Genomic DNA, 24,228 nt, shown 5'->3' with positions numbered 1-24,228 from the left:
GCGGCCGGTGTTACCCGACCGCATCCCGGCTGTTTCCCGGGAGGAACCTTGCGCTCAGCACGGGCCGGCGGCCGGTGTGAGGGCGGGCGCGGCGGCCGGCGCCGAACCACCTCGCGGACAACCACGCAGGTCGGGGCGGGTGCGGGGCCCTCCGGAGCCGTCGCTTAATGTCCTGTGCATGCCTGACATCACGCTGACCACCGTCGTCCTGCTCTGCATAGCCGCCTGCGCGGCCGGATGGATCGACGCGGTGGTGGGCGGGGGCGGGCTGCTGCTCCTGCCCGCCCTGCTGCTGGGACTGCCGCACCTCCCGGCGGCCCAGGTGCTCGGCACCAACAAGGCCGTCGCCATCGTCGGGACGAGCGGCGCGGCCGTGACCTACGCGCGCCGGTCGCCGGTGAGGGTCGGCACGGCGCTGCGGATCGGGCTGATGGCGCTCGCCGGGTCGATGACCGGGGCGTTCTTCGCGGCCGGGATCAGCAGTGACGTGCTCCGCCCGGTGATCATGGTGGTACTGCTCGCCGTCGCCGCCTTCGTCCTGCTGCGGCCCTCGTTCGGCACGGCGGCGGCCGGGGACGGCACGGACCGGCGGGCGACCCGGGCCCGTACGATCACCGCGATCGTGCTGGTCGGCGGCGGCATCGGCCTCTACGACGGGCTCTTCGGGCCGGGCACCGGCACGTTCCTGGTGCTGGCGCTGACGGCCGTGCTCCACCTCGACCTGGTGACCGCCTCGGCCACCGCCAAGATCGTGAACGTCTGCACCAACGCCGGGGCGCTGGCGATGTTCGCCGCGCAGGGCACCGTGCTCTGGCAGCTCGCCGCGCTGATGGCGGTCTTCAATCTCGCGGGCGGGCTGGCCGGGGCGCGGATGGCACTCAGCCGGGGCAGCGGGTTCGTCCGGGGCGTGCTGCTGGTCGTGGTGTTCTCGCTCGTCGCCAAGCTGGGCTTCGACCAGTTCTCGGGATGATCTCCCGGCCGGGCCGGGCCGGGGCGGGGCGGGGCGGGGCGGGGTCGGGTCGGCCTCGGCGGGCCGCTCAGGCCGTCTCCCGTACGTCCGTGAGGTGGGCGTAGACCACGACGTTGCCCTGGTAGCCGGTGTCCTTCGAGAAGCCGCCGCCGCAGGTGATCAGCCGCAGCGCGGCGTAGGGCGCCTTCCCGTAGACGCGGGCGCTGGGGAAGTCGTCGTTCTCGTACACCTCGATCGCGTCGATCGAGAAGACCGCGGTGCGCGCGTCCTCGCGGACGACCTCCACCCGGTCGCCGCGCCCCAGCGAACCCAGGCCGTAGAAGACCGCCGGGCCCTTGGCGTTGTCCACGTGCCCGGCGATGAGCGCGGTGCCCAGGGCGCCCGGCCGGGTGCCGTCGCCGTACCAGCCCGCGAGGTCGCGGTCCTCCTCCGGCGGCACGTCCAGGCTGCCGTCCGGGCGGAGGCCGAGCCGGGTCAGCGGCGCGTCCACGTCGATCTCGGGGATGCGCACCCGGACGGGGGTGGACGGGGCCAGCGGCTCCGCGACGGGCGACCCCGGCTGGAGCTGCGGTCCGGAGGCGAACGCCTCCGCCGCCGACGGCTGCGGCGGCACCACCTGCGTGTCCGCACCGTTCTGGATCAGCCAGACCCCGGCCAGCACGGCTACGCCGATCAGCCAGGCCTTGCCCTTGTGTGCCGTCTGGGACACGGTGCCGTCCTCGGAGTTCTCGCGGGAGCGGGGGTCGGCCGGACCCCCGGAGCGGTGCACGGGTGTACGGGTACGGGGCCCCGCACGGCCCCTCCCGCCGGTCCTACGGTCGGCGGGAGGGGCCTTCGGAAACAGCGGCTTCGGGAGCAGCCGCTCCGGGAGGCCGGCGTACGGTCAGCGGGAGTCCGCCGCCCGTCGCCGGCGCGCCACCCACACCGCGCCCGCGCCGGCCGCGCCGAGCACGCCGAAGCCCGCCGCGATCCGGGTGTTGTCCGGGCCGACACTGCCGCCCACCCCGGTCTCGACGTGCCCCCACGGCTGACGGCCGTCCTCGCCCTGACCCTGGTCCTGGCCCTGCTCGTGGTCCCCGGAGCCGCCACCGGTCACCAGCAACTCGCCCTTGGCGTCCTTGCCGTTGTCGCAGGCCACGGCGATGCCGTAGGTGCCGGGACGGGTGTCGCGGGGCACGGTGAAGTGCCCGACCACGACGTCCTTGCCGTCGCCGGGGTAGAGGTCGAAGTCCCCGGCGTCCAGGGAGTTCGCGTCACCGACGCCCGAGCCGTTCTTGCCGCAGGCGGTGGTCTTCACGGTGACCTTGGCGCCCGGAACGGCGGTGGCCGGGGTGAGTTCCAGCCGGCCCCGTTCCCGGTCGGCGTCGCCCGCGTGGGCGGCCGGGGCGAGCAGGGCGAGGCCGAACGTCGCGGTCGCGGCGAGCGCGACGGCGGTACCGGTCGTGGAACGGAGTGGACGGAGCATGGGAGGTCCTCCGGATACGGGCGCGAGCAGAGCGGGACGTGCCCGGACCGGACGGGCCGGAACGGGACGGGTCCTGCCTCCGAGGTAACGGGCGCACCGCCCGCCATGCCTGCTGACACGCCTTCAGAAGTCACCCGTACGGACCGGCGAGGCACCCTTGCCACGCATGATCGGCGCAGGTCACGGCGGTGCCGGTCCGGTGCGTGGACCGCGAGGGGCGCCCCGGTGCCGAACGAGTGACGACCGGCATTCACGTGTGACGCAGGTCACATGCATGCTCGCCGGGGGGCCGGGCACACGCTGGATATCCCCCCACGGGGTGGCACCCCCCCGCCGCCCCCTGGCAACCGCCCTCACCGGCCTCACCCCCCCCCGGGCCCGGTGAGGGCGTTGTCGCGTCCGGGACGGGTCGCCTCCCGGTGCCCACTCGCGCAGACCCGCCCGTCGTCGGACCGGCTCGGCCTGTCGCCTCCCCGTCCCCGCTCGGCCTGTCGCCTCCCCGTCCCCGCTCGGGCAGACCCGGCCGCCGTCAGACAGCCTCGGCCGGGGCGTCCCCGTACACCCGCTCCAGCAGCTCCATCAGCTCCGTGTCCACCGGGTAGGAACGGTCGTCGATGCGGTGGACGGGCACGATGCCCCGGGAGTTGGTGACGAACGCGGCCCGGAAGTCACCGAGGCCGTCCAGCGTCACCGGCCGACGGGCCGACGGGGACCCGGCGAGGGCGAGCCCTTCCTCCAGCAGCGCCATGGTGATCCCGATCAGTGCGGGTGCGTCCGGCCAGACCACGCGATCGCCGTCCCAGAAACCGATGTTGGTGACCGACCCTTCGGTGACCACCCCGCCGGGCGCGGTCAGCAGCGCCTGGTCGTACCCCGAACGCACCGCCAGCCTGCCGTAGTAGGTCGGGCCGAAGTCGCCGGGCCGCTTGAGGTGCGGCAGTTCGCGGACGTACGCCACCGAGAGGAGACTCAGCGGTTTCCCGGGCGGTGCGGCGGGCGGTGCCACCGTCACCATCAGTACGGTCCGCGTGGCGCTCGGCGGCAGGTAGCCGTGCACCCGCACCGACGCGTCCCGTACGCCCGCTCCCGAGAGCGCCTTGCGCACCAGCTCCCTTAGCGGTTCCGCCTCCAGGTCCAGGCCGAACAGCTCCTGGTTCGCGGCGCGCAGCCGGTTCAGGTGGAGGTCCCAGCCCCGCACGCGGCCCGCCCTGACCTGGAAGGCCGTGAAGTGGCCGTACCCGGAGAAGGCGGGAATCCGCAGATCGTCGGGGGTTGCGGGGTGACCGTCGAACTCGACGTACGGGGCGGGCGAGGCAGGGATCATGAAGCCCACGGTAGTTCGTGGCACGGCGGCGGCCGGTGGGTCCGGGGCGACTTCCCGCTTTCGGTGGCTCTCCGTGCCCACCACGGCGCACCCGCCCGCCCCCGCATCCACCCGCCCGCCCCGGCATCCATCCGTCCCGCCCCTGCTCCCGTCCCGTCCCGCCCCCTGTTCCCGTTCCCGTGTCCGGCCGTGCCCCGTTCCCGCCCCGGGCATCACGGAACCGTCACCGCCGGGCGAACAACTGCCGACATCCGCCCGGCGCACGCCCCCGCGGCGCCATCCTGTCCGCACGCCCGCCCGCGCGTATGCCCGCCTGTGCGTCCGCGCGGGCGAGCCGGCAGGCGCGTACGCACACGTACGAAGGGGGAGCGCGTGTCGATCACCGCACCGGCCACGGTCCTCACCGACGTGACGCCCGAGGGGACACCGGACTGGGAACGCTCGGTGATCTCCTTCGGCCAGCACGTCGTGGACGCGCTCGGCATCCCGCTGCACCTCACCGCGATGGAGCCGGACACCGCCTTCGGTGTGGTCGTCCTCCCGCTGATCCTGCTGGCGCTCGTCGTCGGTACCCAGGCGCGCGCCATCCTGCGCGCCCTCGGGTCCGGGGACTTATGGGCGGACGGCACCCGGCTGCTCGCGGTGCTCCAGTTCGCCCTGCTGCTCCTCGCCTACGCCTTCTCGGCCGGTCCCCGCTCCGGCTCCTCCGTCTCCTCCAGTTCTTCTGCCGAGGCCGCCGACGCGGCCGGTCGCGTGCTCTCCGGCCAGCTGCCGGACGTACTGCCGCCGGCCATCGCCACCCAGTGGGCGCTGCTCACCACCCTGTGGGTGCTGTTCGGGGTGGTCACCGGCCTCGGCAGACCGGCTCTGGCGGTGCCCTTCGAGACGGTCCGGGGGATGGTCCTGCTCGCGGTGCTTCTGCTCTGCTTCACCGCCGCGTGGATGGCCCCGCCCGCCGGTGACGGCGTCCTCGGCCGTGCTCCCTCGGTGGTCGCGGTCGTCGTCGTGGTGCTCCTCTACGGGTACCTCGCCGCCGTCAACCGCGAACGCGTCCTGACCAGCCCCACCGCGCTCCGCCGACGGGCCGACGTCTTCGAGGACGCCGAGCGCCGGAGCCCGGACGACCCGGTGATCGCCGCCTTCCGCGCCCACGCCCAGCAGGCGGTGCCGCGCGCCCCCGGGCCGGGCGGCCCCTGGGCGCCCGCGCTCTCCGTGGTGCTCCGCCTCGCCCTGGTGTGGGCGGTGCTGCTCGGGATTCCGGCGGCGGTGATCACCTGGGTGTACGGCACGGGCCGGTTCGACCCGCCCGGCCTCGGCGCCGTCGTCCGGTTCGAACTCCTCGTCCTCGGCGTCCTCCAGCTGATCATGCTGTTCTCGTTCCGCCGGAGCCTCGACGACCGGGCCCGGGTCTCCCCGGCCGTGCCCCGGCTGATCGACCTGAGCCTGGTCCTGTCGGCCGGGCTGCTCGCCGCCACGGAGGCGGCCCGCACCCCGCTGGCGCTCGGCCCCGTCCCCGGCTGGCTGCTGATGGCGGGGCCCGCGCTGGTGGTGGCCGGGCTCGTCTTCGTCCTCGGGGTGCTGCCGCACCGGCACCGGACCCCCCGTTGGGGTACGGCCGTCGCGGCGGCCCTGGTCGCGGCGGTCCTCGTGCTGCCGCTGAAGGCCGGGCTGGTGGTGCTCCTCGACCCCGTGATCCGGCTGCTGGCCCCCTGAGCCTCCGCCGAAGAGCCCCGAAGGGCCGGAATCGGGCGGCAGCCGGGGCCGTACCGGCCGACAATCGGAACCGGACCCCCCGGGGCAAGCCGTGCCCCGGACCCCGCGCCCCGAGGAGAGCGACCATGGCGACGCCGCCCGCCGCATGGCTGACCGTGCAGACCACGACCGACAGTGAGGAGAAGGCCCAGGCCCTGGCCCGGGGCGTGGTGGAGGCCCGGCTCGCCGCCTGCGCGCAGATCTCCGCGCCCGTCACCTCCGTCTACCACTGGCAGAACGCCGTGGAGACCGCCGAGGAGTGGCAGGTGCTCTTCAAGACGAGGGCCGAGCGCTACGACGAACTGGAGGAACACCTGCGCGCCGCCCACGACTACGACACCCCGGAGATCATCGCCACCCCCATCGTCCGGGGCAGCGCCCGCTACCTCGCCTGGGTGACCGACCAGACCTCCTCGGCGGTGGCGCTGTGACGACCACCGACAGGTCGCCCGGCCCCATACCCGTACCCGGGTCCGGCTCCGTCCCCGGGGTGTCCGTCGGCGAGGGGCCGTTGCCGTTCTTCGTCTACGGCACCCTGCGCCCCGGCGAGCACAACCACGACCGGTACGTCCGCGGCCTCGACGTCCGTGAGCAGCCGGCGCTGCTGCGCGGCGGGGCGCTCTACGACGGTCCCGGGTACCCGTTCGCCACCGACGGGGACGGTACGGTCCTGGGCACGCTGATCACCGCGGCGCCCGAGGAGTACGGTCACCTGCTGGTCGCCCTGGACCGGTTGGAGACGTACCTGGGACCCGACGACCCCCGCAACCTCTACGAACGGGTCGCCCGGGACGTCGAGGTGCCCGGCGCCGGGAGCGTCCGCGCCTGGATCTACCTCGCGGCTGCCGCCGTCACCCGCACCCTGCACGCGAGCGGTCCGCGCATCCCGGGCGGCGACTGGCTCGGCCACCGCCCTCCCCGGAACGGCGCCCCGGCGACTGAGTAGCGCCGTGCGGGGCCCGGTGCGGCTTCGCAGCCGCCATGGGGGACTGTTGGGGTGAGGCAGCATCACCCATGACCCGCCGCTGAAAGGTTTCCCATGCATCGACTCGTCGCCCGGCTCTGGCGGCTCATACGCGGCCCCCTCCAGTGGCGGGTCCTCTGGCTCGCCCACGCCAAGTTCAACGTGGGGGTCACCGGGGTCGTCCGGAACGACGCCGGTCAAGTCCTGCTGCTGAAGCACCGGTTGTGGTCCGCCCGGCATCCCTGGGGACTGCCGACCGGCTTCGCCGCCAAGGGTGAGGAGTTCCCGCTCACCGTCGTCCGCGAGGTGAAGGAGGAGACCGGGCTCGACGTCGAGCCGGGCCGTCTGGTGCGGCTGAGGAGCGGCTACCGGCTCCGCCTCGAAGTCGCCTACGAGGCGCGGCTGGTCGGCGGCACCCTGAAGACCGACGACTTCGAGATCCTGGAGGCGAGGTGGTTCGACGTGGACGAACTCCCCGATGCCATGCAGGAGTCGCACCGGGAGCTCATCCGGGGCGGGGACCTGCTCTGAGCGCCGGCTGCGGCGGCGTCCTGCGCCGGGACTCACAGGACTCACACGGCCGGCATAAATGTTTGCGAGATCGCTGGGAATATTGTTGACAATCCCGTAGCGTGCGTCCCGCCTCGGCCCCGAGGTACTGACGCAGCGTCACGTGCGGCGAGCGCGCGTGGTGCTCCACGAGGGGAGACCCCATGCAGCGGCTCTCGACGCCCTTTGGGCACGACGCGCCCGAACACCCCGACGCCGTACGGGAGACGCGGAGCTCCGCACCCCGTAAGCGCCTGCTGAGAAGCGTGGCGGTCGCCGGTTCGCTCGCCCTCACGGCGCTCGCGGTGCCGTCCTCCTTCGCGGCGGCGAGCGGTTCGCCCCAGGCCCCGAGCCGGACCCAGAACCCGGCCCCGCACGGTGCGCACGCCGTCGACCCGGAGGACGCCGCCCTGGCCTTCGACTCCGCCGCCTACACGACGATCACCGTCACCGTGGACGGGCAGCCGATGAACGTCCGCTGGTACAAGGAGATCTGCTACGTCGCGCACCCGGTCGAGGCGGCGGCCCAGCAGTCCGGCGGATTCGGCAGCAGTACGATCTCCAACACCGCCTGCGGCTACCAGGCCATGAACGTGTTCGTCCCCGAGAGCGCCTTCGGCGACCAGCGGGCGCCGATCTACTTCGCGGTGAACAACAGCGGCTGGATGGCCAGTTACATCAAGGCGAGCGTCACCGGCGGCGCGTCCTACTCCAGCACGACGAGCAACGTCGGCGCCGCGCTGAAGGCCGGTTACGTCTTCGTCGACGTCGCCAACCGCAGCCGCGGACTCCTCGGTGCCGACGGTACGAACCCCGGCAAGGCGCCCGCCGCGGTGGTCGACGCCAAGGCCGCCGTGCGCTACCTGCGCCTCAACGACGCCGCCATGCCCGGCAGTGCCGAACGCATCGTCATCAACGGCACCAGCGGCGGCGGCGCGCTGGTGTCGATCCTGGGCGCCTCCGGCAACAGCGCCGAGTACGCCCCCTACCTCGCCCGGATCGGCGCCGCGGGCATCGACGCCAAGGGCCGCAGCACGCTGCGCGACGACGTCTTCGCCGTCAACGCCTACTGCCCGATCACCGACCTGGGCAACGCCGACAAGGCGTACGAGTGGCTGTACACCATCCTCGACACCCGCGCCGACACCGGCCAGAACCCGTCGCCCGAGGACGCCGCCGCGATCGCCGCCCAGTTCCCCGCGTACGAGAAGAGCCTCGGCCTCCGCAACCCCGACGGCTCGAAGCTCACCGCCGCGAACATGATCGACACCATCAGGAAAGAGGTCGTCCGCTCCGCCGAGACCTATCTGAAGGCCGACCCGGCGAACACGATCCCGGCCCTGGGAGCCACCTTCGACCTCCAGTCCGGCGGCGGATTCCCCGGCGGGACGCCGACGACCAAGTCGTACGTCAACGACTGGATCGACGTCGACACCGCGACCCGCACGGTGCGCTCGGTCGACATGAAGAAGTACCTCGCGTTCGTCGTCTCCCAGGCCACCCTGAAGACGACCCCCGCCTTCGACGCCGTGGGCGTCAACGGGAACACCACCAGCGGCACCGAGACCAACCTCTTCGGCCCGGCGGACCAGAAGTACATGAACTACACCGAGTACGGCTGGGACCACAACGACGTCCCCGGCGACGGCAGCGGCATCGACGACACCGGCCTCACCTGGGACCAGTACACCGCGAAGCGCACCACCACCGTGGACGACCAGATCCACCTCGTCGACCCGATGGACTTCGTCGGCACCGCCGCCGACACCGCCGCCCACTGGTACGTCCGCGCCGGAACCCGCGACCGGGACACCTCGTTCATCGTGTCGGTCAACCTCGACCGGGCGCTCGAAGCGGACCGGCAGGTCGAGGATGTCGACTACCGGCTCGCCTGGAACCAGCCGCACGCCGGGAACTACGACGTCCCCGAGGCCATGGCCTGGATCGCCAAGGTCGTCCGCAAGGCCGGAGACCCACTGGGCGCCTCCCACCGCTGACGGCGGCCGGTTCCGTCACGGCCCGGCCTGTCGCGGACGGTCGTCCGCGACTCCGGCCGCGACGGGCCCGGCGGAGTCCCCGGGAGGCAGGGGTCGGGGCAGCGGCAGGGGCTTCGCGTAGCAGCGGCTGAGCTTCTTGTGCTGGTAGGGCGGGTAGTTGGGGATCGGCGCGTAGGCGGCGCGCGTGTAGAGCGCGATGGCCTCGGGCTGGTGCACCGCCGTCTCCAGCCGCATCTCGCCGTGCCCGAGCGCGGCGGCGACCCGCTCCGCCTCGGCCAGCAGGCGGGCGGCGATGCCCCGGCCGCGCGCCTGCGGGACGACGTACATCCGCTTGAGTTCGGCCGCCGTGTCCGGGGCGGGGAAGGGCTGCACGGCGCAGCAGCCGACCGGCCGACGGTCCGCCTCGGCGAGGAGGAAACGTATGCCGGGGTGGATGTGGGCGCCGCCCGTGCAGGGTTCGTCCGGGTAGCGGGCGGCGAGATCGGCGTCGAGGTCGCGGACGAGGGCCAGGACCCTCGGGTCGTCGGGCTCGGCGGCGGTGACGGTCAGGTCGTCGGTCGTCATGTGCGGCAGTCCTTTGCGGGCTTTCGGGCGGCCCCGGGGGCGGGTGCGGGCTCGGAGGCGGGGGAGGGGCGGGCCGAGGGCCGGCCGAGCACCAGGTCGAGCTGGGTCTTCAGGACTTGGCGCTGGAGCTCCGGCGGATAGGCGTCGGGATCGGTCACGGCGTTCAGGGCGAGACCGTCCACGCAGGCGACCAGGGCGCGTACCCGTACGTCGAGTACGGCTGCCTCCGGGTCCTCCGGGCAGGCGGCGCGCGTCAGAGCGGTCAGCCGGTCGATCCAGGAGGCGTGGCTGCGCGTGTGCTCGCCGAACAGCGCCGGATCGTTGCGCGTGGTGAGCAGGAACTGGGACCAGACCACGGCCTCCCGGCGCCGCACCTCGTCCAGCGGCAGCGCCTGCTCGGCCACGGCGTACAGCGCGGCGCGCGGGTCGGACGGGGCGGGGAGCGCGTCGATGCGGTCGGCCATGCGGCGGTGCATCAGGGCCCTGGCGTGGGCCAGCAGCGCCCTCTTGTCGCGGAAGTAGTGCGTGACCATGCCGGTCGTGCACCCCCCGGCGGTCGCGACCGCCCGCAGGGTCAGCCCCTCCAGACCGCTCTCCGAGACGACCTGCCACACCGCCTGCGAGATCGCCTCACGCCGTTCCTCGTGGTCGACCTGCTTGGGCATTCCGTGCACCTCTTTGCGTAACGCATGTTTTATTACAGGCGTTATGTTACCAGGCCGGCCGTGGGCGCTCCGGGAACGGCAAGGGCGGCAACCACCGGTCGCGGGACCGGTGGTTGCCGCCACGGACAGCGTGGGTCAGGCCGTGTTCCCCGGCCGGGTCCGGCGCCTGCGGGCCGTGACGGCCACCGCGCCGCCCGCGAGGAGCATCAGCGCACCGGCCGCCGCGAGCGCCGGAGCGGAGCCGCTGCCCGTCGAGGCCAGCGTCCCCGAGGCGGTCGGCGAGCCCGACGGGCCGGCTCCGGCCTTGCCGTCGGCGGACGCGTTCCGGACCCCCGCGCTCTGGGTGTCCGTGCCCGAGGCGGTGGCGGTGGGCGCGGGACCGGCGGTGGCCGAGGAGGACGTCTTCACCACGAGCTCCGCCGTGTTGTTGGCCTTCTCGGTGTCGGCGTCCAGACCGCCCCCGTACACCGTGGTGACGGTGACCTTGCCGGAGGTCGTGGCCGGAGCGTCCGCGCCGACCTTCACGGCGAACGGCAGCTCCAGCGACTCGCCCACGGTGAACGGCGATTCCACCGCGCAGATGTACTCCGGGGCGCCGGGCGTGGGCTCGCCCGTGCCGCCGCCCGTCCACACCCCGCACTCCGGCGGGATCGTCACGGCGGTGGTGCCCTCGGGGATCTCGACCAGGACGCCGATCTGGGCGTCCGAGTTCACGAGGTTGAAGTCCGCCGGTCCGTTGTTGCGCACCGTCGCGGTCAGCTCGGCCTCGTTGCCCGGGGCGACGTCGGCGGTGGAACCGGTGACCTCGATGTCGGCCGTGTTGTCCGCCCCGATCTGCCACTGGGCGTGATCGGTCCGCACGACCGGCGGCGTGCCGTCCTCGACGAGTTCGAGCACCGGTCCGGTGGATGCGGCCGTTTTCGGCACGGAGGTGGACACGGCGGCGATCTCGTAGTCGACGAACTCGTAGAGCGCGGTGGGCTTCACGGCGATCCCGACGGGCGACGAGAGGCGGTAGGCCCTGCCCGGTTCGACCGGAGTGGTGAGGTGGCAGACCGCACGGTCCATGGACTGCCCGTGTCCCGAGGGGATGTCCGTGCTCGTTCCGTAGCTGCAGTTGGAGAACTGCTGGGCGAAGCCCAGACCGCGCGTCGTGGCGAGCGTGAGATCCACCTGGTCGGCCACGAGCGAACCGGAGTTGGACACCCTGATCGGGGTGTTCAGCGTCGAACCGGGCTCGACGTCCGCGGTGTCCGGAATCCTCTCGACGGCGAGATCCACCGCACCGACGGTGACCTTGACGGTCATCTCCTCGACGGTCGCGTTCGACGAGGTCGCGAAGAGCCGCGCCGTGCCCGTGGTCCCGAGCGGGGCGCCCGGCTTGGCGTTCATGTCCAGGACGCCGCCGTGGTACCCGTCGGGGGCGATGTCGTGCGCGGGCCACGTGCAGATGTCGCCCACGCAGGTGGAGTCGAGGTCCGTGAACGCGGAGATGCCGGAGGCGTCGATGGTGACGACCACGTCCTCGGCGGTACCGCCGTCGGTGTCCCCCTTCAGCCCCCAGCTGATCTGCGGCGGGTCCGACCGGTCGGCGGGCTGTGGCAGCCCCACCTCGGAGCGCACCACCGTGAACTTCAGCGCGGGCCCGTCCTCGGCGTGAACCGGGGCCCCCGCCAGGACCGTTCCGAACAAGGCGGCGGCCGTGAGCGCGAGCACTGTGGACCAGGCGCGCCGATGGACTGATGGCATCTGGTATTTCCCCTTCTGTCGGCCGGAGTTGGTGCACCGGCTGCCTCGTGTGACGAGCCGGGATCACAGATGGTTGTGCGGGAGTCCGGGAGTCCGGGAGTTCGCCCGTGAAATCGAAACGGACTCCGCCGAGACGGTGCGCACGTCGAGGGACTCGGGGGCCCCGGGGGCCTCGACAGGAAGCGGGACGACGGCAACCAGCAGTACACCGCCGACGCCGAGCACACCGACAGGTCGGTGCCGGACGCCATGCCGGACCCGGCGCCGCGCACGTTCTACCCGGTGTGCACGGGGGCGGACACCACCTCAGGGGCCGGTCCGGGGGAGGGAACGCGTCGTCGTGTCAAGCACGGCGCGAGCCCCCGGCCGTCACCTCATCCGCCGGGCGCCCACGGTCCAGAACACCGCGAACCCCGTCCATACGCTCGCGAACGCCCAGGTCAGCCAGTGCCCGCCGAACAGGGCCAGGGAGCCGAGCCAGGCGCTCCCGAAGGCCACGAAGAGCAGGCCGAAGCTGTGGAAGGCGAAGAGCTCAAAGAGGCGTCCGCTCAGCGCCGCCCAGACGCCGACCGCCAGGGCCAGACAGCCCACCGCCAGCTGCCACAGGACCCCGCTCTGCGAGGACGGCTCGTACGAGAAGGTGTGACCGAGCACCTTCAGCCCGACGACCTCGCCCTGCCACAAGCGGACTTCGGCGGGGTCGCCCGCCCGTGCCTTGTCGTACGTCCCCGAGTCCACCGCCAACCAGTCGGTGCGGGCGGGCCGTTCGATCTTGACGTCGTAGTACGTCGTGCAGGTCGTCGTACCGCCTCCGGAACTCCCGCTGGTGCCGTCGTAGCTGCACCGCTCGCCCGTCCGGCTGTCGAGCACCGTGCCCGCCTCGCGCCGCACGCACGCGTCCCCGCCGCCTTCGCCGGTGCCCCCGGCCGTGCTCCCGGCCGTACTGCCGCCCCCGGCCGCGCAGAGCGGCGCGTCGCGGTAGTCCATGGTCGCCGCGTACCCGTCGGCGATCTGCTGACCGCAGAGGAAGACCCCCCACCCGGCCGCGAGGACGACCAGTCCCCGTAACCAGACGGGCAGCCGCCCGCGGTTCCCGTTCCGTCCGTACCCCGTTGACTTCACCCAGCCGTGATTCCCGCCGGGCCAAGCCCCCATGCGCCGCCTCCGGCGGCGACACCGCCCGCGGCGGTCACAGTTCGCTCACGAGCCGTTCGCCCACGAGCCGGGCGGGCCCCCGGGCGCCGCGCCCTCACCTCCGGCGCCGTACCCTCACCCCCGCGCCGCCGCCAGGGCGTCCGCGACACCGGTCTCCTTGGGGCCCAGGAAGTGCGGGTCGGGTCGGAGGACGGCGTCCAGGACCGCCTTGCCCGCCGCGAGGACCTCCCGCGTACCGCCGTAGTACCAGGTGGCGTCGTGCGGTTCGTCGACGCCGACGCCGTACGCGTCGATCCCGGCGGCCCGGCAGAGCGCGACCGCCCGCCGGATGTGGAACCCCTGGCTCACCAGGACCGCGCGGTCCACCCCGAAGATCTTCTTCGCCCGCACGCAGGAGTCCCACGAGTCGAAGCCCGCGTAGTCCCGGACGATCCGCGCGGCGGGCACCCCGTGCGCGGTGAGGTAGGCCCGCATCGCGTCGGGCTCGTCGTACTCCGCACGGCTGTTGTCGCCGGTCACCAGGAGGACCTTCACCTTGCCGGCCCGGTACAACTCGGCCGCCGCGTCCAGCCGGTGCGCGAGGTACGGGGACGGCTTCCCGTCCCACAGCCCGGCCCCGAACACCACGGCCACGCCCTCGGCCGGAGCGTCGGCCGTGGTCCGTACACGCGCCTCGACCGAGGTGTACATCCAGGTCATCGGCGCCAGCGCCACCGCACACGCCACCATCAGCCCCTGGACCGCCCGCCGTTGACCGCGCCGGGTACGCGGCAGCCGCGCGGCCCACGCGCTCGGCCGCAGCACCCGCCGCAGCACCCGCCGCAGCACCCGCCGCAGCACCCGCCGCAGTCCCGGTGGCGTCAGGGCTCTCGGCAGTCTCGGTCGTCGCATGGAACTCCCCTTGATGAGCGGCGCACGGCGTTCGTGCCACCTCCCCCTCACCAGGGGACGAACGAGCGCGCTCCGGGGTTCTGCACCCGGGGAACTTCTCCCGGGCCCGGAGCCCCGGAGCCCCGGGCGTCCGGAACCCCCGGACTCGGCCGAGCGGGAACTCCGGGACAGAAAAGCGACGCCGGTGATCGGCTGAATCGTCTGTGTCCCCCGGGGCCTCGTGATCGCTACGGTGTTCGGGCATGGCTGAGGACCGTCCCGCATCCCTGGTGGGACAGCCCCTGGGGCGAGGAGGGATCGGATTGGACGCGACAGCGGCGGGCGGGGTTCCTCTCGCGCCCGGTGGAGCGCCGGTGGTCGGGCACTTGCTCAGGCTGGCGCGGGGGCGAGCGGCGTATCTGCAGGAGCTGCGGGGGTGCGGTGACGTCGTGGAGATGAGACTGGGGCGGCGTCCGTTCTACGTACTGAACGCCCCGGACGCCATACACGACGTGCTGGTGGCGCAGAGCGGGAAGTTCAGCAAGGGCACGCTGTTCGACCGGGTCCGGCCGTTCATGGGCAACGGGCTGGCGTCGTCCGACGGGCCCTTCCACCTCCGGCAGAGGCGCATGGTGCAGCCGGCGTTCCACCGGGAGCGGGTCGCCCGGTACGCGGACACGTTCGCGGAGGTCGCCGGGGCCCGGGTGGGCGGCTGGCCGACGGGGCGGATCGTGGCCATGGAGCGGGAGATGCGCGAGCTGGCCGTCGCGATGCTGGTGCCGACGCTCTTCCCGTTCGCCGAGGGGTCGGGGACCGGGCGGGCCATCGAGGATCTGGGCGCCCGCGTCAGCGGTGACCTCGGGGTCCTCGTGCGGGGCGTGCTCCGGGCCACCATCCTGCCACCGGCGCTCGCCGTCGTACCGACCCCGGGGCGGCGGAGGTTCCTGGCCTCGGCGGCGGCTTTGCGCCGGCTCGCCGAATCGGCCGTACGGCAGGCCCGCAGCAACCCGGAGAGCCACGGCGTTCTCGCGCTCATGCTCGCGTACGAGGGCGGCATGTCGGACGAGGAGGCGTGCGACGAGATGCTCACCTTCCTCGTCGCCGGTGTCGAGACCACGGCCACCTCCCTGTCGTGGGCCCTGCACGTGCTCGCCCGCAACCCGGACATGGCCGAGCGGATGAGCGCCGAAGCCCGGGCGGCCGGGCCGGGCGCCGTCACCCCCGCCGCCCTGCCGTACACCGCGCGGTTCGTCCAGGAGGTGCTGCGCCTGTACCAGCCCCTGTGGTTCATGGGGCGGCGGGCCCTGGAGCCCGTGCGCGTCGGGCGGTACGCGTTCCCGCGCGGGGCCGAGGTGATCTACAGCGCCGCGACGCTCCACCGCGACCCCGCCTGCTTCCCCGACCCGCTGCGCTTCGATCCCGACCGGTGGCTGACCCGGCCGGAGAAGAGCCTCCCGCGCGCCTCCTTCCTGCCCTTCGGAGCCGGTAACAGGAAGTGCATCGGCGACGGTTTCGCCTGGGCCGAGATGCTCGCCGTGCTCTCCGCCGTCACCACGCGCTGGCATCTGCACCCCGCTCCGGGGCACCGGGTCCGGGCGGTGGCGGACGCGCAGATCCACCCCGATGCCCTGCCGATGTCCGTCACTCCGCGAGACCCGAGCACGCCGCGAGACCCGAGCTGACCAGGAGCGTCGATGCTGGAGTTCCACCTGAGCGAGATCGACCTGTTCGGCACCGCGCGGGCGCGGGACGCTCAGCTGCGGGGCCTGACCCGGTTCCTCCCGGAGGCCGAGCCCGAGCCGCTGGACAAGGCGGAGCTGCTGGAGATCGAGAGCGAGTGCCGCCGGGACCGCCTCGCGCTGCTCGACGCCACCGACGAGGCGTACCGGGGCAGTACGCAGGGGCGTGCCTTCTCGGCGTGGCTGGCCGGGGCCGAACCGGCGGAGCTGATCTGCACGCGCAAGGGCGACACGTCACTGGAGGACGTGCACCGGTACATCGTCCGGGACGCCGTGCAGTGGCTCGCCCTGTGGCTCGCCGGTTATCGCCGGGATCCGCTGTGGCACGCGATCGCCAAGGCCGTGGCGTCGATGGCGGTCCTGGACGACGTCGTCGTCCCGCCGCAGGACGTGGCGGGCGGCGTGCACCGGCTCGGGGACGAGAGCCTGGGGGAGGTGCTGGACCGGGTGAAGGCGCTCGGCGGCGACCGGGACGCGCGGTGGCTCGCCCACGCCTACCAGGAGACGCTGTTCAGCGCGCGGATCCAGTTCTACGAGAAGTGGTCCACCGCCGCACCGGACATGGCACCGCCGGGCCACCTCGACGCCATCCAGGCGTACGTCCGTGAGCCGGACGTCCTGCGCGCGAGCGTCGTGCGGACCTACGCGGCCGAGACCCTGCCCGTCCTGCACCTGATCGCGTACTACTTCCGCCTCTCCTTCGACGACTGCGACTGGGCGGCCTTCGTCTCCGCCGGGGTGGCCCAGACCCTCGGCATGGACATCTCCAAGGACCAGTACGGCGTCGGCGTGAAGGAACCGACCAACTTCGGTGTCCGCCGCGACCGGGGCGAACGGGAGAACGCGCACCACCGCACCCGGCTGCACGGTGCGTTCTTGCGCCTGACCGCCCACTTCCACGACGTCACCGATTTCCCCGGCACCGTCTACGACCGCTACTCCCGCGTCTCCCTCTCCTACGCCAGGCTCGTGGACCGCTACATCGAACGCCGCGCCATGACCCGCCTGCCCATGGACGACAGCCTCTCCGCCGTCGTCGACGACGTGCTCACCGGTCGCTGACCGAGGGCGGTCTCATCCTTGGGGCGTCCACGGGGCCGGCAGCGGCTCGGGGCCGTCCAGGGCGTGACGGACCTTCTCCTTCAGGGACTTCGGCGGGGCCTGCCGCTCCTCCCGCGTGTGCACGAGGCGGGCGGTGGTCACGCGGAAGTGGCACGCGCGGTGGTTCTGGCGGACGTGGACCAGCCAGGAGCCGTCGCCCGCGAGGAAGGCGCTGCGGCCCGGGGTTTCCCCGGGACGGGCGTGGCGGGCCAGGATGCCCGGTACGAAGTGCAGCGCCGCGTCCTCGGCGACGGCGCGCGCGTCCGACTCCGTCCCGCTCACGGGGTGACTCGCGACCAACGTCCAGTGGTGCAGCCTCAGTTCGACGCCGTCCGCCCGCCGTGTCCCGCGGGTGTCCTCCTCGATCAGGACGTACCACCGATCAGCCATGGCCGAAGCCTACGGGTTGCTCCGAGCGGGTCGCGATACTCCAACCAGCCGTGGCCGGGGCGGGGTTCGGGTCCCGGTGCGAGGCCGGTTTCTCAGATGCGGCGGCACGCCGTGGCCTCGAACTCCGACAGCGCGGCGAAGCGGACGGCCTCCTCGCCGTCCTCCGTGTACTCCTGGTAGAGGACCTTTCCGGGCATGAGCCGATCCCGGTCGGCCGTGGTGAAGTCGATGTCCTCGGACCCCAGGCGGTGGTCCTCGGTCCATCCGAAGAGGGTGTAGACGGTGCCGTCCTTGAGTGGCCCAGGATCCCTGACCGTGGTCCAGCCGGAGGTGGGGGAGTCGAGCGACCAGGTGGTCAGCCCGGCCTCCAGGCGTCGATCGGGGGTCCACTCGCCGACGCGGACTCCTCCCTGCGGGTCGGAAGTCTTGGCCAGGAGGCCCACGTTGTCGATGTGGTCCTCGCAGACCACGATGACGCCGAGCAGCCGGCCGTCGGTCGTCACGGAGATGCCGGTGACGGCCACGTCGTCGGCGCCGCACCCGGAGGTCGTGGCCAGGGCCAGGCCGACCGCCCACATGCGTGCCCACCGCCGTAAGACCGGCCTTGCAGAGACCGTCGGCACCGAACTCCCCCTTGTCCGGGACCTTTTGGGATGGTCCTCGTGCGTCGGATGGTAGGCCCGGGCCGTGCGGGGGCACGGCGTGGCGGTTCTTCCGTTGCGCCCCCGTTGCGGATTCGTAGTGGCAGGCTCCTCGGCCCGCCGCGCCGGGAGTTCACCGTGCACGACCCTTGACGAGTACACGAAGACCGGCCAAGAATGATCACGCACTGCGGTATGACAACGTTGTCTACGTCGGAAGAGGCGTTCTTTCCATGAGATGGACCCACTGGATGCGTGGCGCGGGGACGGCGGCTGCCACGGCCGCGCTCCTCGGCGGAGCCGTCGCCGCGCCGGCCGCGGCCGACTCCGGCCGGCACGGTCAGGACAGGCTCACCGATCTCGTCAACCCGTTCATCGGGTCCGAGAACGAGGGCAACACCTACCCCGGTGCGGCCGTGCCGTTCGGCATGGTGCAGTTCTCGCCCGACACCGGCCACAACACCGGGTACGACTACTCCCAGAACCACATCCGGGGCTTCTCCACCGTGCACATCTCCGGTGTGGGCTGCGGCCTCGGCGGCGACCTCCCGGTGCTCCCGACGACCGGCGACATCACCTCGACGGACAACGCCGTCTACGCCGCCGAGTTCAGCCACGACGACGAGAAGGCCGCTCCCGGCACGTACGAAGTCGGCCTGAAGTCCGGCATCAAGGCGGAGCTGAGCGCCACCGCCCGTACCGGGGTGCAGCGTTACACCTTCCCCGCCACCGACAAGGCCAACGTCCTCATCAACGCGGGCCAGTCGCTGCACAAGACGGTGAGCACCAAGGTCGAGATCCTCGACAACCGCACCGTGCGCACCGCCATCACCGGCAGCGGCTTCTGCCAGGACACCAAGCCGTACACGGTGTACACGATCACCCGCTTCGACCGGCCGTTCAAGGTCTCCGGCACGTGGAAGGGCGACGTCGTCACCGAGGGCTCCACGTCCTCCACCGCCGCCGGTGAGCGCAACGGCGCCTTCCTGCGGTTCGACACCACCAAGGACCGCACCGTCGAGGCGACGACCGCGATCTCCTACGTGGACGCCAAGGGCGCGGCCCTCAACCTCCGCTCCGAGGGCGGCCGTAGTTACGACCACGTCGCGAAGGCCGCCCAGGCCGCGTGGGAGGACCGGCTCGAGGACGTCCAGGCGCAGGGCGGCAGCGAGACCGTCCGCCGGACCTTCTACTCCTCGCTGTACCGCTCGTTCCTCGCGCCCAACGTGGGCAGCGACGTGGACGGCCGTTACACCGGCTGGGACCAGAAGATCCACCGGGCCAAGGGCTTCACGTACTACCAGAACTGGTCGCTCTGGGACACCTACCGCACCCAGGCGCAGCTGCTGTCGCTGCTCGCGCCCAGCGAGTCCCGCGACATGGCGATCTCCGTCATCAAGATCGACGAAGAGAGCGGCTGGCTCCCCAAGTGGGGTTACGGCACGGTCGAGACGAACATCATGACCGGTGACCCGGTCACCCCGTTCCTCACCAACGCCTACCAGCAGGGCCTCCTCAAGGGGTACGAGGAGAAGGCGTACAAGGCGCTGAAGAAGAACGCGGACGGCGTGCCGCCCGCCGACTCCGCTCCGGTGGGCCGCGAGGCCAACAAGGAGTACCTGGAGAACGGCTTCGCCCCGTACATCGCGAACCGCGCGCACGTGAAGCCCGGTGACTCGGACTACGACCACGGCGCCTCCGCGACCCTGGAGTACGCGCTCTCCGACGCGATGCTCGGCCAGATGGCCAAGGACCTCGGCCACAAGGCCGACGCCGCGCGCTACACCGAGCGGGCCCAGAACTACCGCAAGATCTTCGACAGTTCGACCGGCTTCTTCCGTGCCCGTGACGCCTCCGGCGCCTTCACCGGCCCGGTCGACCCGGCGCAGAGCGTGGGCTTCCACGAGGGCACCTCGTGGCAGTACCAGTGGCTCGTCCCCCAGGACCTGCCCGGCATGGTCGACCTGATCGGCGGCACCCAGTCCGCCAACGCCCGCCTCGACTCCTTCTTCGCCTACGACCAGCTGGTCCAGGACCCGGCGAAGACCGCCCGTGAGACGTGGGTCAACGGCCCGTACGCGTACTACAACGCGGACAAGTACAACCCGCAGAACGAGCCCGACCTGATCGCCCCGTACACCTACCTCTCGACCGGCGAGCCCTGGAAGACGACCGACGTGGTGCACGCCGCGCTGACTCTCTTCACGGACACCCCGACCGGTATGACGGGCAACGACGACCTCGGCACGATGTCCGCCTGGAACGTCCTCTCCTCCATCGGGATCTTCCCGGTCCAGCCGGGCACCGACACGTGGGGCCTCTCCACCCCGGTCTTCGAGCGGGTGGACCTGACGCTGGACAAGCGCTACTACCCGAACGGCAAGCTCACCGTGAAGGCTCCGGGCACCTCGGACTCGGCGCGCTACATCCAGTCCGCGAAGGCCGACGGCCGCTCGTACGCCAAGACCTACCTGACCACGGCCGACATCCGTGACACCCGCGAGCTGACCTACAAGGTCGGCACGGAGCCCTCGACGTGGGGCACCTCGGTGAGCGCGGCTCCGCCCGCCCTGAAGTGACGCGCTGACCGGCACGCACTCGGTACACCGACGCGAGGACCCGCCCCTCACCGGGGGCGGGTCCTCCCGTTTTCCGCCACCGCGGGAGCCCTTAGCATCGTGCGATGAGAACCCCACGCCTGGTCGCCACCGACCTCGACGGAACCCTCCTGCGACGTGACGGCAGCCTCTCCGACCGGAACCTGCGCGCGCTGCGGACCGCGCGGGACGCCGGTGCGGAGGTCGTCGTGGTCACCGCCCGGCCGCCCAGGTACCTCGACCGGCTCGCCGAGTCGACCGGGCTGACCGGCACGGCGGTGTGCAGCAACGGCGCGCTCGTCTACGACATCGCCACCCGTACGGTCACCGCCTCCCGGCCGCTGGCCCTGCCCACCGCCCGGCTCGTCGCCGACCGGTTCGCGGCGGAACTGCCGGAGATCTCCTTCGGGATCGAGACCGGTGACCGGGTTCTCTTCGAGCCCTCCTTCCTGCTGCGGTTCTCCGGCGACGACGAGGGGGCGTCCGTCGTCCCGTCCCGGGAAGCCCTCTGGAGCACCGGCACACACCCCATCACCAAGCTGCTCGCCTGGTCGGACCGGACCGAGGCCGACGCCCTGCTCGCGACGGTCGAGCGGGCGGCGCCCGGACTCGCCCAGTACACGCACTCCGGCGGGCGCGGGCTGCTGGAGATCAGCGCCACGGGAGTCACCAAGGCTGGCACCCTGTCGCTGCTCTGCGCGGAGCGCGGGCTCACCGCCGCCGACGTCGTCGCCTTCGGGGACATGCCCAACGACCTGGACATCCTCCGCTGGGCCGGAGCCGGCTACGCCATGGCCAACGCCCACCCCGCCGTCCTCGCCGCCGCCCCGTACCGCACGCTCACGCACGAGGAGGACGGCGTCGGCGTGGTCCTGGAGCAGCTGTACGGAGCCGTCGGCGCGGGGTCCCTCGGTGCGGGATCCTTCGGCACGGGGGAGCCCGGTGCGGGGGAGGAGTTCACGGTCACCCCGGTCGTCACCCACGTTCCGACCACCCCCGCCGCCCGTGTCACCCCCGTACCGAGGAGCTGACAACGGCCCACGGGCGCCCGTGAGGACGGCGAAAACACCCGGGACCCCTCGCGGCAACGGAGAGGCAACCTCGGTCCGGCAGGCTGGCGCCAGGACGGTACGGGCTCCTCGGCACCAGGCGTGCCGGCGCCCCCGCACCCCGGCGCCCCGCCGTCCCCCGCCGTCGCCTCCCGGAACGGAACCCGCAGGCCCATGCAGCGCACCCGGCCCTCCGCCCGCCCCACGGGCGACACCTTCGAAGAGGCCCACGGCTCCCCGGCCCTGGTCGCCGTGGCGCACGGCAGCCGGGACCCGCGGGCGCTCCGGACGGTGACGCGACTTCTCGACCGGGTACGGGAGGCGCGCCCCGGCCTCGACGTGCGCCTCGGCCACATCGAGCTGAACGAACCGCTGCTGCCGCGTACGCTCGCCGGTCTCGCGGGCGGCTCCGCCGTTCTCGTACCACTGCTGCTCGGCCGGGGCTACCACGTCAAGCACGACCTGCCCGCGCTCGCCGCCGCCGCACCCGCCGTCCGTACCCGCGTCGCCGCCCCGCTCGGCCCCCACCCGCTGCTGGTGGAGGCGTTGTACGGGCGGCTCGTCGAAGCGGGCTGGGCCGCCGGGCGCGGGGACGCCGTCGTGCTGGCCGCCGCGGGGTCCCGCGACCCCGAGTCCGCCGCCGACACCCGGCGCACCGCCCGCCTGCTCGCCGAGCGGCTGGGCGGGGTCCCGGTGGTGCCCGCGTACGCCTCCGCCGCCACGCCCACGGTGCCCGTCGCGGTCCACGCGCTGACCGCCCGGGGGCACCACCGCACCGCCGTGGCCTCGTACTTCACCGCCCCGGGCCGCTTCGCGACGGCGGCGGCGGAGGCCGCCCCGGGCATCGCGGCGTCCCCGCTCGGCGACCACCCCGCGATGGTCCGGCTGCTGCTGCACCGCTACGACCAGGCGTGCGGGGGCGCGGCTCCGGCGGCCGGCGGCCCGCGGGCCGGCGAACCGCTGCTCGCGTCCGTCTGATTCCGGCCCCGCCCGTCCGTGCGGTTCCTTCCCGCACGATCCCGGTCAACTGCCGGATCCGGTCGTTATGGTCGTCACCATGGACGGGACACACGAGATCGGTACGCACGGGACACACCAGCACGGGACGCGACACACCGACAGCACGGACCGGGACGCGCGGGACGAGAAGGACCCGGGCGAGCCCGGCACGGACCGGCCGGCCGCGCCGACGTCCTCGACGCCGCACCCCGCGGCACCCGTTGCCGGCTCGCCCTCGTACTACCCGCCCCCGGGCTACGCCCCCTCCGACACCGAGCGCTGGGACACCGAGGCCGACAAACGCCCCGGCCGCACCGCCTTCCAGCGCGACCGCGCCCGCGTGCTGCACTCCGCCGCGCTGCGCAGACTGGCCGGAAAGACACAGGTCGTCACGCCCGGCACCCGGGGCGTGGGCTGGGACGCCAGTCCGCGCACCCGGCTCACCCACTCCCTGGAGTGCGCGCAGGTCGGCCGGGAGCTGGGGGCGGTCCTCGGCTGCGATCCGGACCTGGTGGAGACGGCCTGCCTGGCGCACGACCTGGGCCACCCGCCGTTCGGCCACAACGGCGAACAGGCCCTCAACGAGTTCGCCGCCGACTGCGGCGGCTTCGAGGGCAACGCCCAGTCGCTGCGGCTGCTGACCCGGCTGGAACCGAAGCGGTTCGTCCGCGACCCGCTCACCGGCGAGCCCACCAGCGTCGGCCTCAACCTCTCGCGGGCCGCGCTCGACGCCGCGACCAAGTACCCCTGGCCGCGCGGCGGACACCCCACCGACCCGAAATCGGCCAAGTTCGGGGTGTACGAGGACGACCTGCCGGTCTTCTCCTGGGCCCGCGAGGGCGCCCCGCCCGGCCGGACCTGCTTCGAGGCCCAGGTGATGGACTGGTCCGACGATGTGGCGTACTCCGTCCACGACTTCGAGGACGGCCTGCACGCGGGCCACTTCGTCCCCGCCCGCCTGCACGACCCGGCCGAGCGGGAGGCGATCTGGGCGGCGGCCATCGGCCGGTACGTCCCGCCGGACACCGACCCCGAGGAGCTCGCCGAGGCGCTGGACCGGCTCACCGGCCAGGAGTGGTGGCCGCACGCCTACGACGGCTCGGCCGTGGCGCAGGCCCGGCTGAAGGACGCCACCAGCCAGCTCATCGGCCGGTTCTGCCAGGCCGCCGAGACCGCGACCCGCGAGGTCCACGGTCCCGGCCGGCTCACCCGGTACGGAGCCGAACTCGTCGTCCCCCGCGAGGTCCGCGCCGAGTGCGCGGTGCTCAAGGCCGTCGCCGTCCGGTACGTCATGCAGCGCACCGAACAGGAGGCGATCCGCGCCGACCAGCGCGTCGTCATCGCCGAACTCGCCGCCGCGCTCACCGCCTGCGCGCCGGACGTCCTGGAACCCCAGTTCCGCGCCCTGTTCGAGACCGCGCCCGACGACCGTGCCCGCAAGCGCGTCCTGGTGGACCAGATCGCCGCCCTCACGGACGCCTCGGCACGCTCCCTGCACAGGTACGTCACGGGGCAGGCCCCCTGACGCGCCGTGACCTGCGGGGCGCGGCGGTCGGCCCCCGGCGGCGGGGCGGATGATGTGCTGGCACACAGCCGGGCCCGCAACCGTGGGACATGCGCCAGGAGGGGCACACCCTCTTTCGCCCTCACCCTCCGTGCGGGAGGCTCGCAGGGTGAGGGCGCCGCGC

Annotated in this window: 22 protein-coding genes; 12 read left to right on the top strand and 10 right to left on the bottom strand. The window is 73.0% G+C overall.

What is annotated here, in order from left to right; translation table 11 throughout:
• Window positions 1–178 precede the first annotated feature (178 nt).
• Window positions 179–970: a TSUP family transporter gene (locus tag ACFWEE_RS11855; protein WP_386888448.1), complete on the top strand. Its 792-nt coding sequence runs from the start codon at window positions 179–181 to the stop codon at window positions 968–970.
• Window positions 971–1,037: 67 nt separating this feature from the next.
• Here ACFWEE_RS11855 and ACFWEE_RS11850 read toward each other — a convergent pair whose 3' ends face one another.
• The 3 genes from ACFWEE_RS11850 to ACFWEE_RS11840 form a co-directional block, all read right to left on the bottom strand.
• Window positions 1,038–1,679, bottom strand: coding sequence for a class F sortase (locus ACFWEE_RS11850; RefSeq protein WP_386888447.1), 642 nt, complete (start codon window positions 1,677–1,679; stop codon window positions 1,038–1,040).
• 174 nt (window positions 1,680–1,853) lie between these two features.
• On the bottom strand, window positions 1,854–2,435 hold the full coding sequence (locus ACFWEE_RS11845) for a hypothetical protein (RefSeq protein WP_386888446.1): 582 nt from the start codon (window positions 2,433–2,435) through the stop codon (window positions 1,854–1,856).
• Window positions 2,436–2,964: 529 nt separating this feature from the next.
• Window positions 2,965–3,759, bottom strand: coding sequence for an aminotransferase class IV (locus tag ACFWEE_RS11840; RefSeq protein WP_386888445.1), 795 nt, complete (start codon window positions 3,757–3,759; stop codon window positions 2,965–2,967).
• A gap of 372 nt (window positions 3,760–4,131) precedes the next feature.
• On the opposite strand from ACFWEE_RS11840, the gene ACFWEE_RS11835 reads away from it, so the two are divergent.
• From ACFWEE_RS11835 to ACFWEE_RS11815, 5 genes are all read left to right on the top strand, one after another.
• The gene (locus tag ACFWEE_RS11835; protein ID WP_386888444.1) at window positions 4,132–5,472 is read left to right on the top strand and encodes a hypothetical protein; all 1,341 of its coding nucleotides are present in this window, start codon (window positions 4,132–4,134) and stop codon (window positions 5,470–5,472) included.
• 125 nt (window positions 5,473–5,597) lie between these two features.
• Window positions 5,598–5,942, top strand: coding sequence for a divalent-cation tolerance protein CutA (cutA, locus tag ACFWEE_RS11830; protein WP_386888443.1), 345 nt, complete (start codon window positions 5,598–5,600; stop codon window positions 5,940–5,942).
• Between the two features lie 26 nt (window positions 5,943–5,968).
• Window positions 5,969–6,457: a gamma-glutamylcyclotransferase family protein gene (locus tag ACFWEE_RS11825; protein WP_386888466.1), complete on the top strand. Its 489-nt coding sequence runs from the start codon at window positions 5,969–5,971 to the stop codon at window positions 6,455–6,457.
• Window positions 6,458–6,550: 93 nt separating this feature from the next.
• Window positions 6,551–7,006: an NUDIX domain-containing protein gene (locus tag ACFWEE_RS11820; protein WP_386888442.1), complete on the top strand. Its 456-nt coding sequence runs from the start codon at window positions 6,551–6,553 to the stop codon at window positions 7,004–7,006.
• Window positions 7,007–7,188: 182 nt separating this feature from the next.
• Window positions 7,189–9,021, top strand: a complete 1,833-nt coding sequence (locus ACFWEE_RS11815) for a subtype B tannase (RefSeq protein WP_386888441.1) — start codon at window positions 7,189–7,191, stop codon at window positions 9,019–9,021.
• Between the two features lie 15 nt (window positions 9,022–9,036).
• Here the strand turns inward: ACFWEE_RS11815 and ACFWEE_RS11810 are convergent, their stop codons facing one another.
• The 5 genes from ACFWEE_RS11810 to ACFWEE_RS11790 all read right to left on the bottom strand — a co-directional run bounded on the left by ACFWEE_RS11810 (window position 9,037) and on the right by ACFWEE_RS11790 (window position 14,045).
• The gene (locus ACFWEE_RS11810; RefSeq protein ID WP_386888440.1) at window positions 9,037–9,585 is read right to left on the bottom strand and encodes a GNAT family N-acetyltransferase; all 549 of its coding nucleotides are present in this window, start codon (window positions 9,583–9,585) and stop codon (window positions 9,037–9,039) included.
• Window positions 9,582–10,250, bottom strand: coding sequence for a TetR/AcrR family transcriptional regulator (locus ACFWEE_RS11805; protein WP_386888439.1), 669 nt, complete (start codon window positions 10,248–10,250; stop codon window positions 9,582–9,584). The genes ACFWEE_RS11810 and ACFWEE_RS11805 overlap by 4 nt, the downstream gene beginning before the upstream one ends.
• Window positions 10,251–10,385: 135 nt before the next feature.
• On the bottom strand, window positions 10,386–11,999 hold the full coding sequence (locus ACFWEE_RS11800) for an LPXTG cell wall anchor domain-containing protein (protein WP_386888438.1): 1,614 nt from the start codon (window positions 11,997–11,999) through the stop codon (window positions 10,386–10,388).
• Window positions 12,000–12,368: 369 nt separating this feature from the next.
• Complete coding sequence (locus ACFWEE_RS11795) at window positions 12,369–13,121, bottom strand: hypothetical protein (protein ID WP_386888437.1); 753 nt, start codon at window positions 13,119–13,121, stop codon at window positions 12,369–12,371.
• Between the two features lie 147 nt (window positions 13,122–13,268).
• Window positions 13,269–14,045 (bottom strand): vancomycin high temperature exclusion protein, encoded by a 777-nt coding sequence (locus ACFWEE_RS11790; RefSeq protein WP_386888436.1) that lies wholly within the window; start codon window positions 14,043–14,045, stop codon window positions 13,269–13,271.
• A 242-nt stretch (window positions 14,046–14,287) separates the two neighbouring features.
• Here ACFWEE_RS11790 and ACFWEE_RS11785 point away from each other — a divergent pair, with 242 nt between their 5' ends.
• Both ACFWEE_RS11785 and ACFWEE_RS11780 read left to right on the top strand, forming a co-directional pair.
• Complete coding sequence (locus ACFWEE_RS11785) at window positions 14,288–15,706, top strand: cytochrome P450 (RefSeq protein ID WP_386888435.1); 1,419 nt, start codon at window positions 14,288–14,290, stop codon at window positions 15,704–15,706.
• 12 nt (window positions 15,707–15,718) lie between these two features.
• On the top strand, window positions 15,719–16,825 hold the full coding sequence (locus tag ACFWEE_RS11780; RefSeq protein ID WP_386888434.1) for a hypothetical protein: 1,107 nt from the start codon (window positions 15,719–15,721) through the stop codon (window positions 16,823–16,825).
• A 12-nt stretch (window positions 16,826–16,837) separates the two neighbouring features.
• Here ACFWEE_RS11780 and ACFWEE_RS11775 read toward each other — a convergent pair whose 3' ends face one another.
• Together ACFWEE_RS11775 and ACFWEE_RS11770 are read right to left on the bottom strand one after the other, a co-directional pair.
• The gene (locus ACFWEE_RS11775) at window positions 16,838–17,254 is read right to left on the bottom strand and encodes a hypothetical protein (protein ID WP_386888433.1); all 417 of its coding nucleotides are present in this window, start codon (window positions 17,252–17,254) and stop codon (window positions 16,838–16,840) included.
• Window positions 17,255–17,346: 92 nt separating this feature from the next.
• On the bottom strand, window positions 17,347–17,832 hold the full coding sequence (locus ACFWEE_RS11770) for a hypothetical protein (RefSeq protein ID WP_386888432.1): 486 nt from the start codon (window positions 17,830–17,832) through the stop codon (window positions 17,347–17,349).
• Window positions 17,833–18,128: 296 nt separating this feature from the next.
• Between ACFWEE_RS11770 and ACFWEE_RS11765 the strand changes: the two genes are divergently transcribed.
• From ACFWEE_RS11765 to ACFWEE_RS11750, 4 genes are all read left to right on the top strand, one after another.
• Window positions 18,129–20,474, top strand: coding sequence for a GH92 family glycosyl hydrolase (locus ACFWEE_RS11765; RefSeq protein WP_386888431.1), 2,346 nt, complete (start codon window positions 18,129–18,131; stop codon window positions 20,472–20,474).
• A gap of 104 nt (window positions 20,475–20,578) precedes the next feature.
• On the top strand, window positions 20,579–21,523 hold the full coding sequence (locus ACFWEE_RS11760) for an HAD family hydrolase (protein ID WP_386888430.1): 945 nt from the start codon (window positions 20,579–20,581) through the stop codon (window positions 21,521–21,523).
• A 120-nt stretch (window positions 21,524–21,643) separates the two neighbouring features.
• Window positions 21,644–22,519, top strand: coding sequence for a sirohydrochlorin chelatase (locus ACFWEE_RS11755; RefSeq protein ID WP_386888429.1), 876 nt, complete (start codon window positions 21,644–21,646; stop codon window positions 22,517–22,519).
• 79 nt (window positions 22,520–22,598) lie between these two features.
• The gene (locus ACFWEE_RS11750) at window positions 22,599–24,065 is read left to right on the top strand and encodes a deoxyguanosinetriphosphate triphosphohydrolase (RefSeq protein WP_386888428.1); all 1,467 of its coding nucleotides are present in this window, start codon (window positions 22,599–22,601) and stop codon (window positions 24,063–24,065) included.
• Window positions 24,066–24,228 lie beyond the last annotated feature (163 nt).

The sequence above is a fragment of the Streptomyces sp. NPDC060184 genome, from assembly GCF_042728795.1.
In the GTDB taxonomy this organism is placed as follows: Bacteria; Actinomycetota; Actinomycetes; order Streptomycetales; family Streptomycetaceae; genus Streptomyces.
The sequence above is the reverse complement of the archived record's forward strand: the minus strand, read 5'-3'. Positions and strand labels throughout refer to the sequence as shown.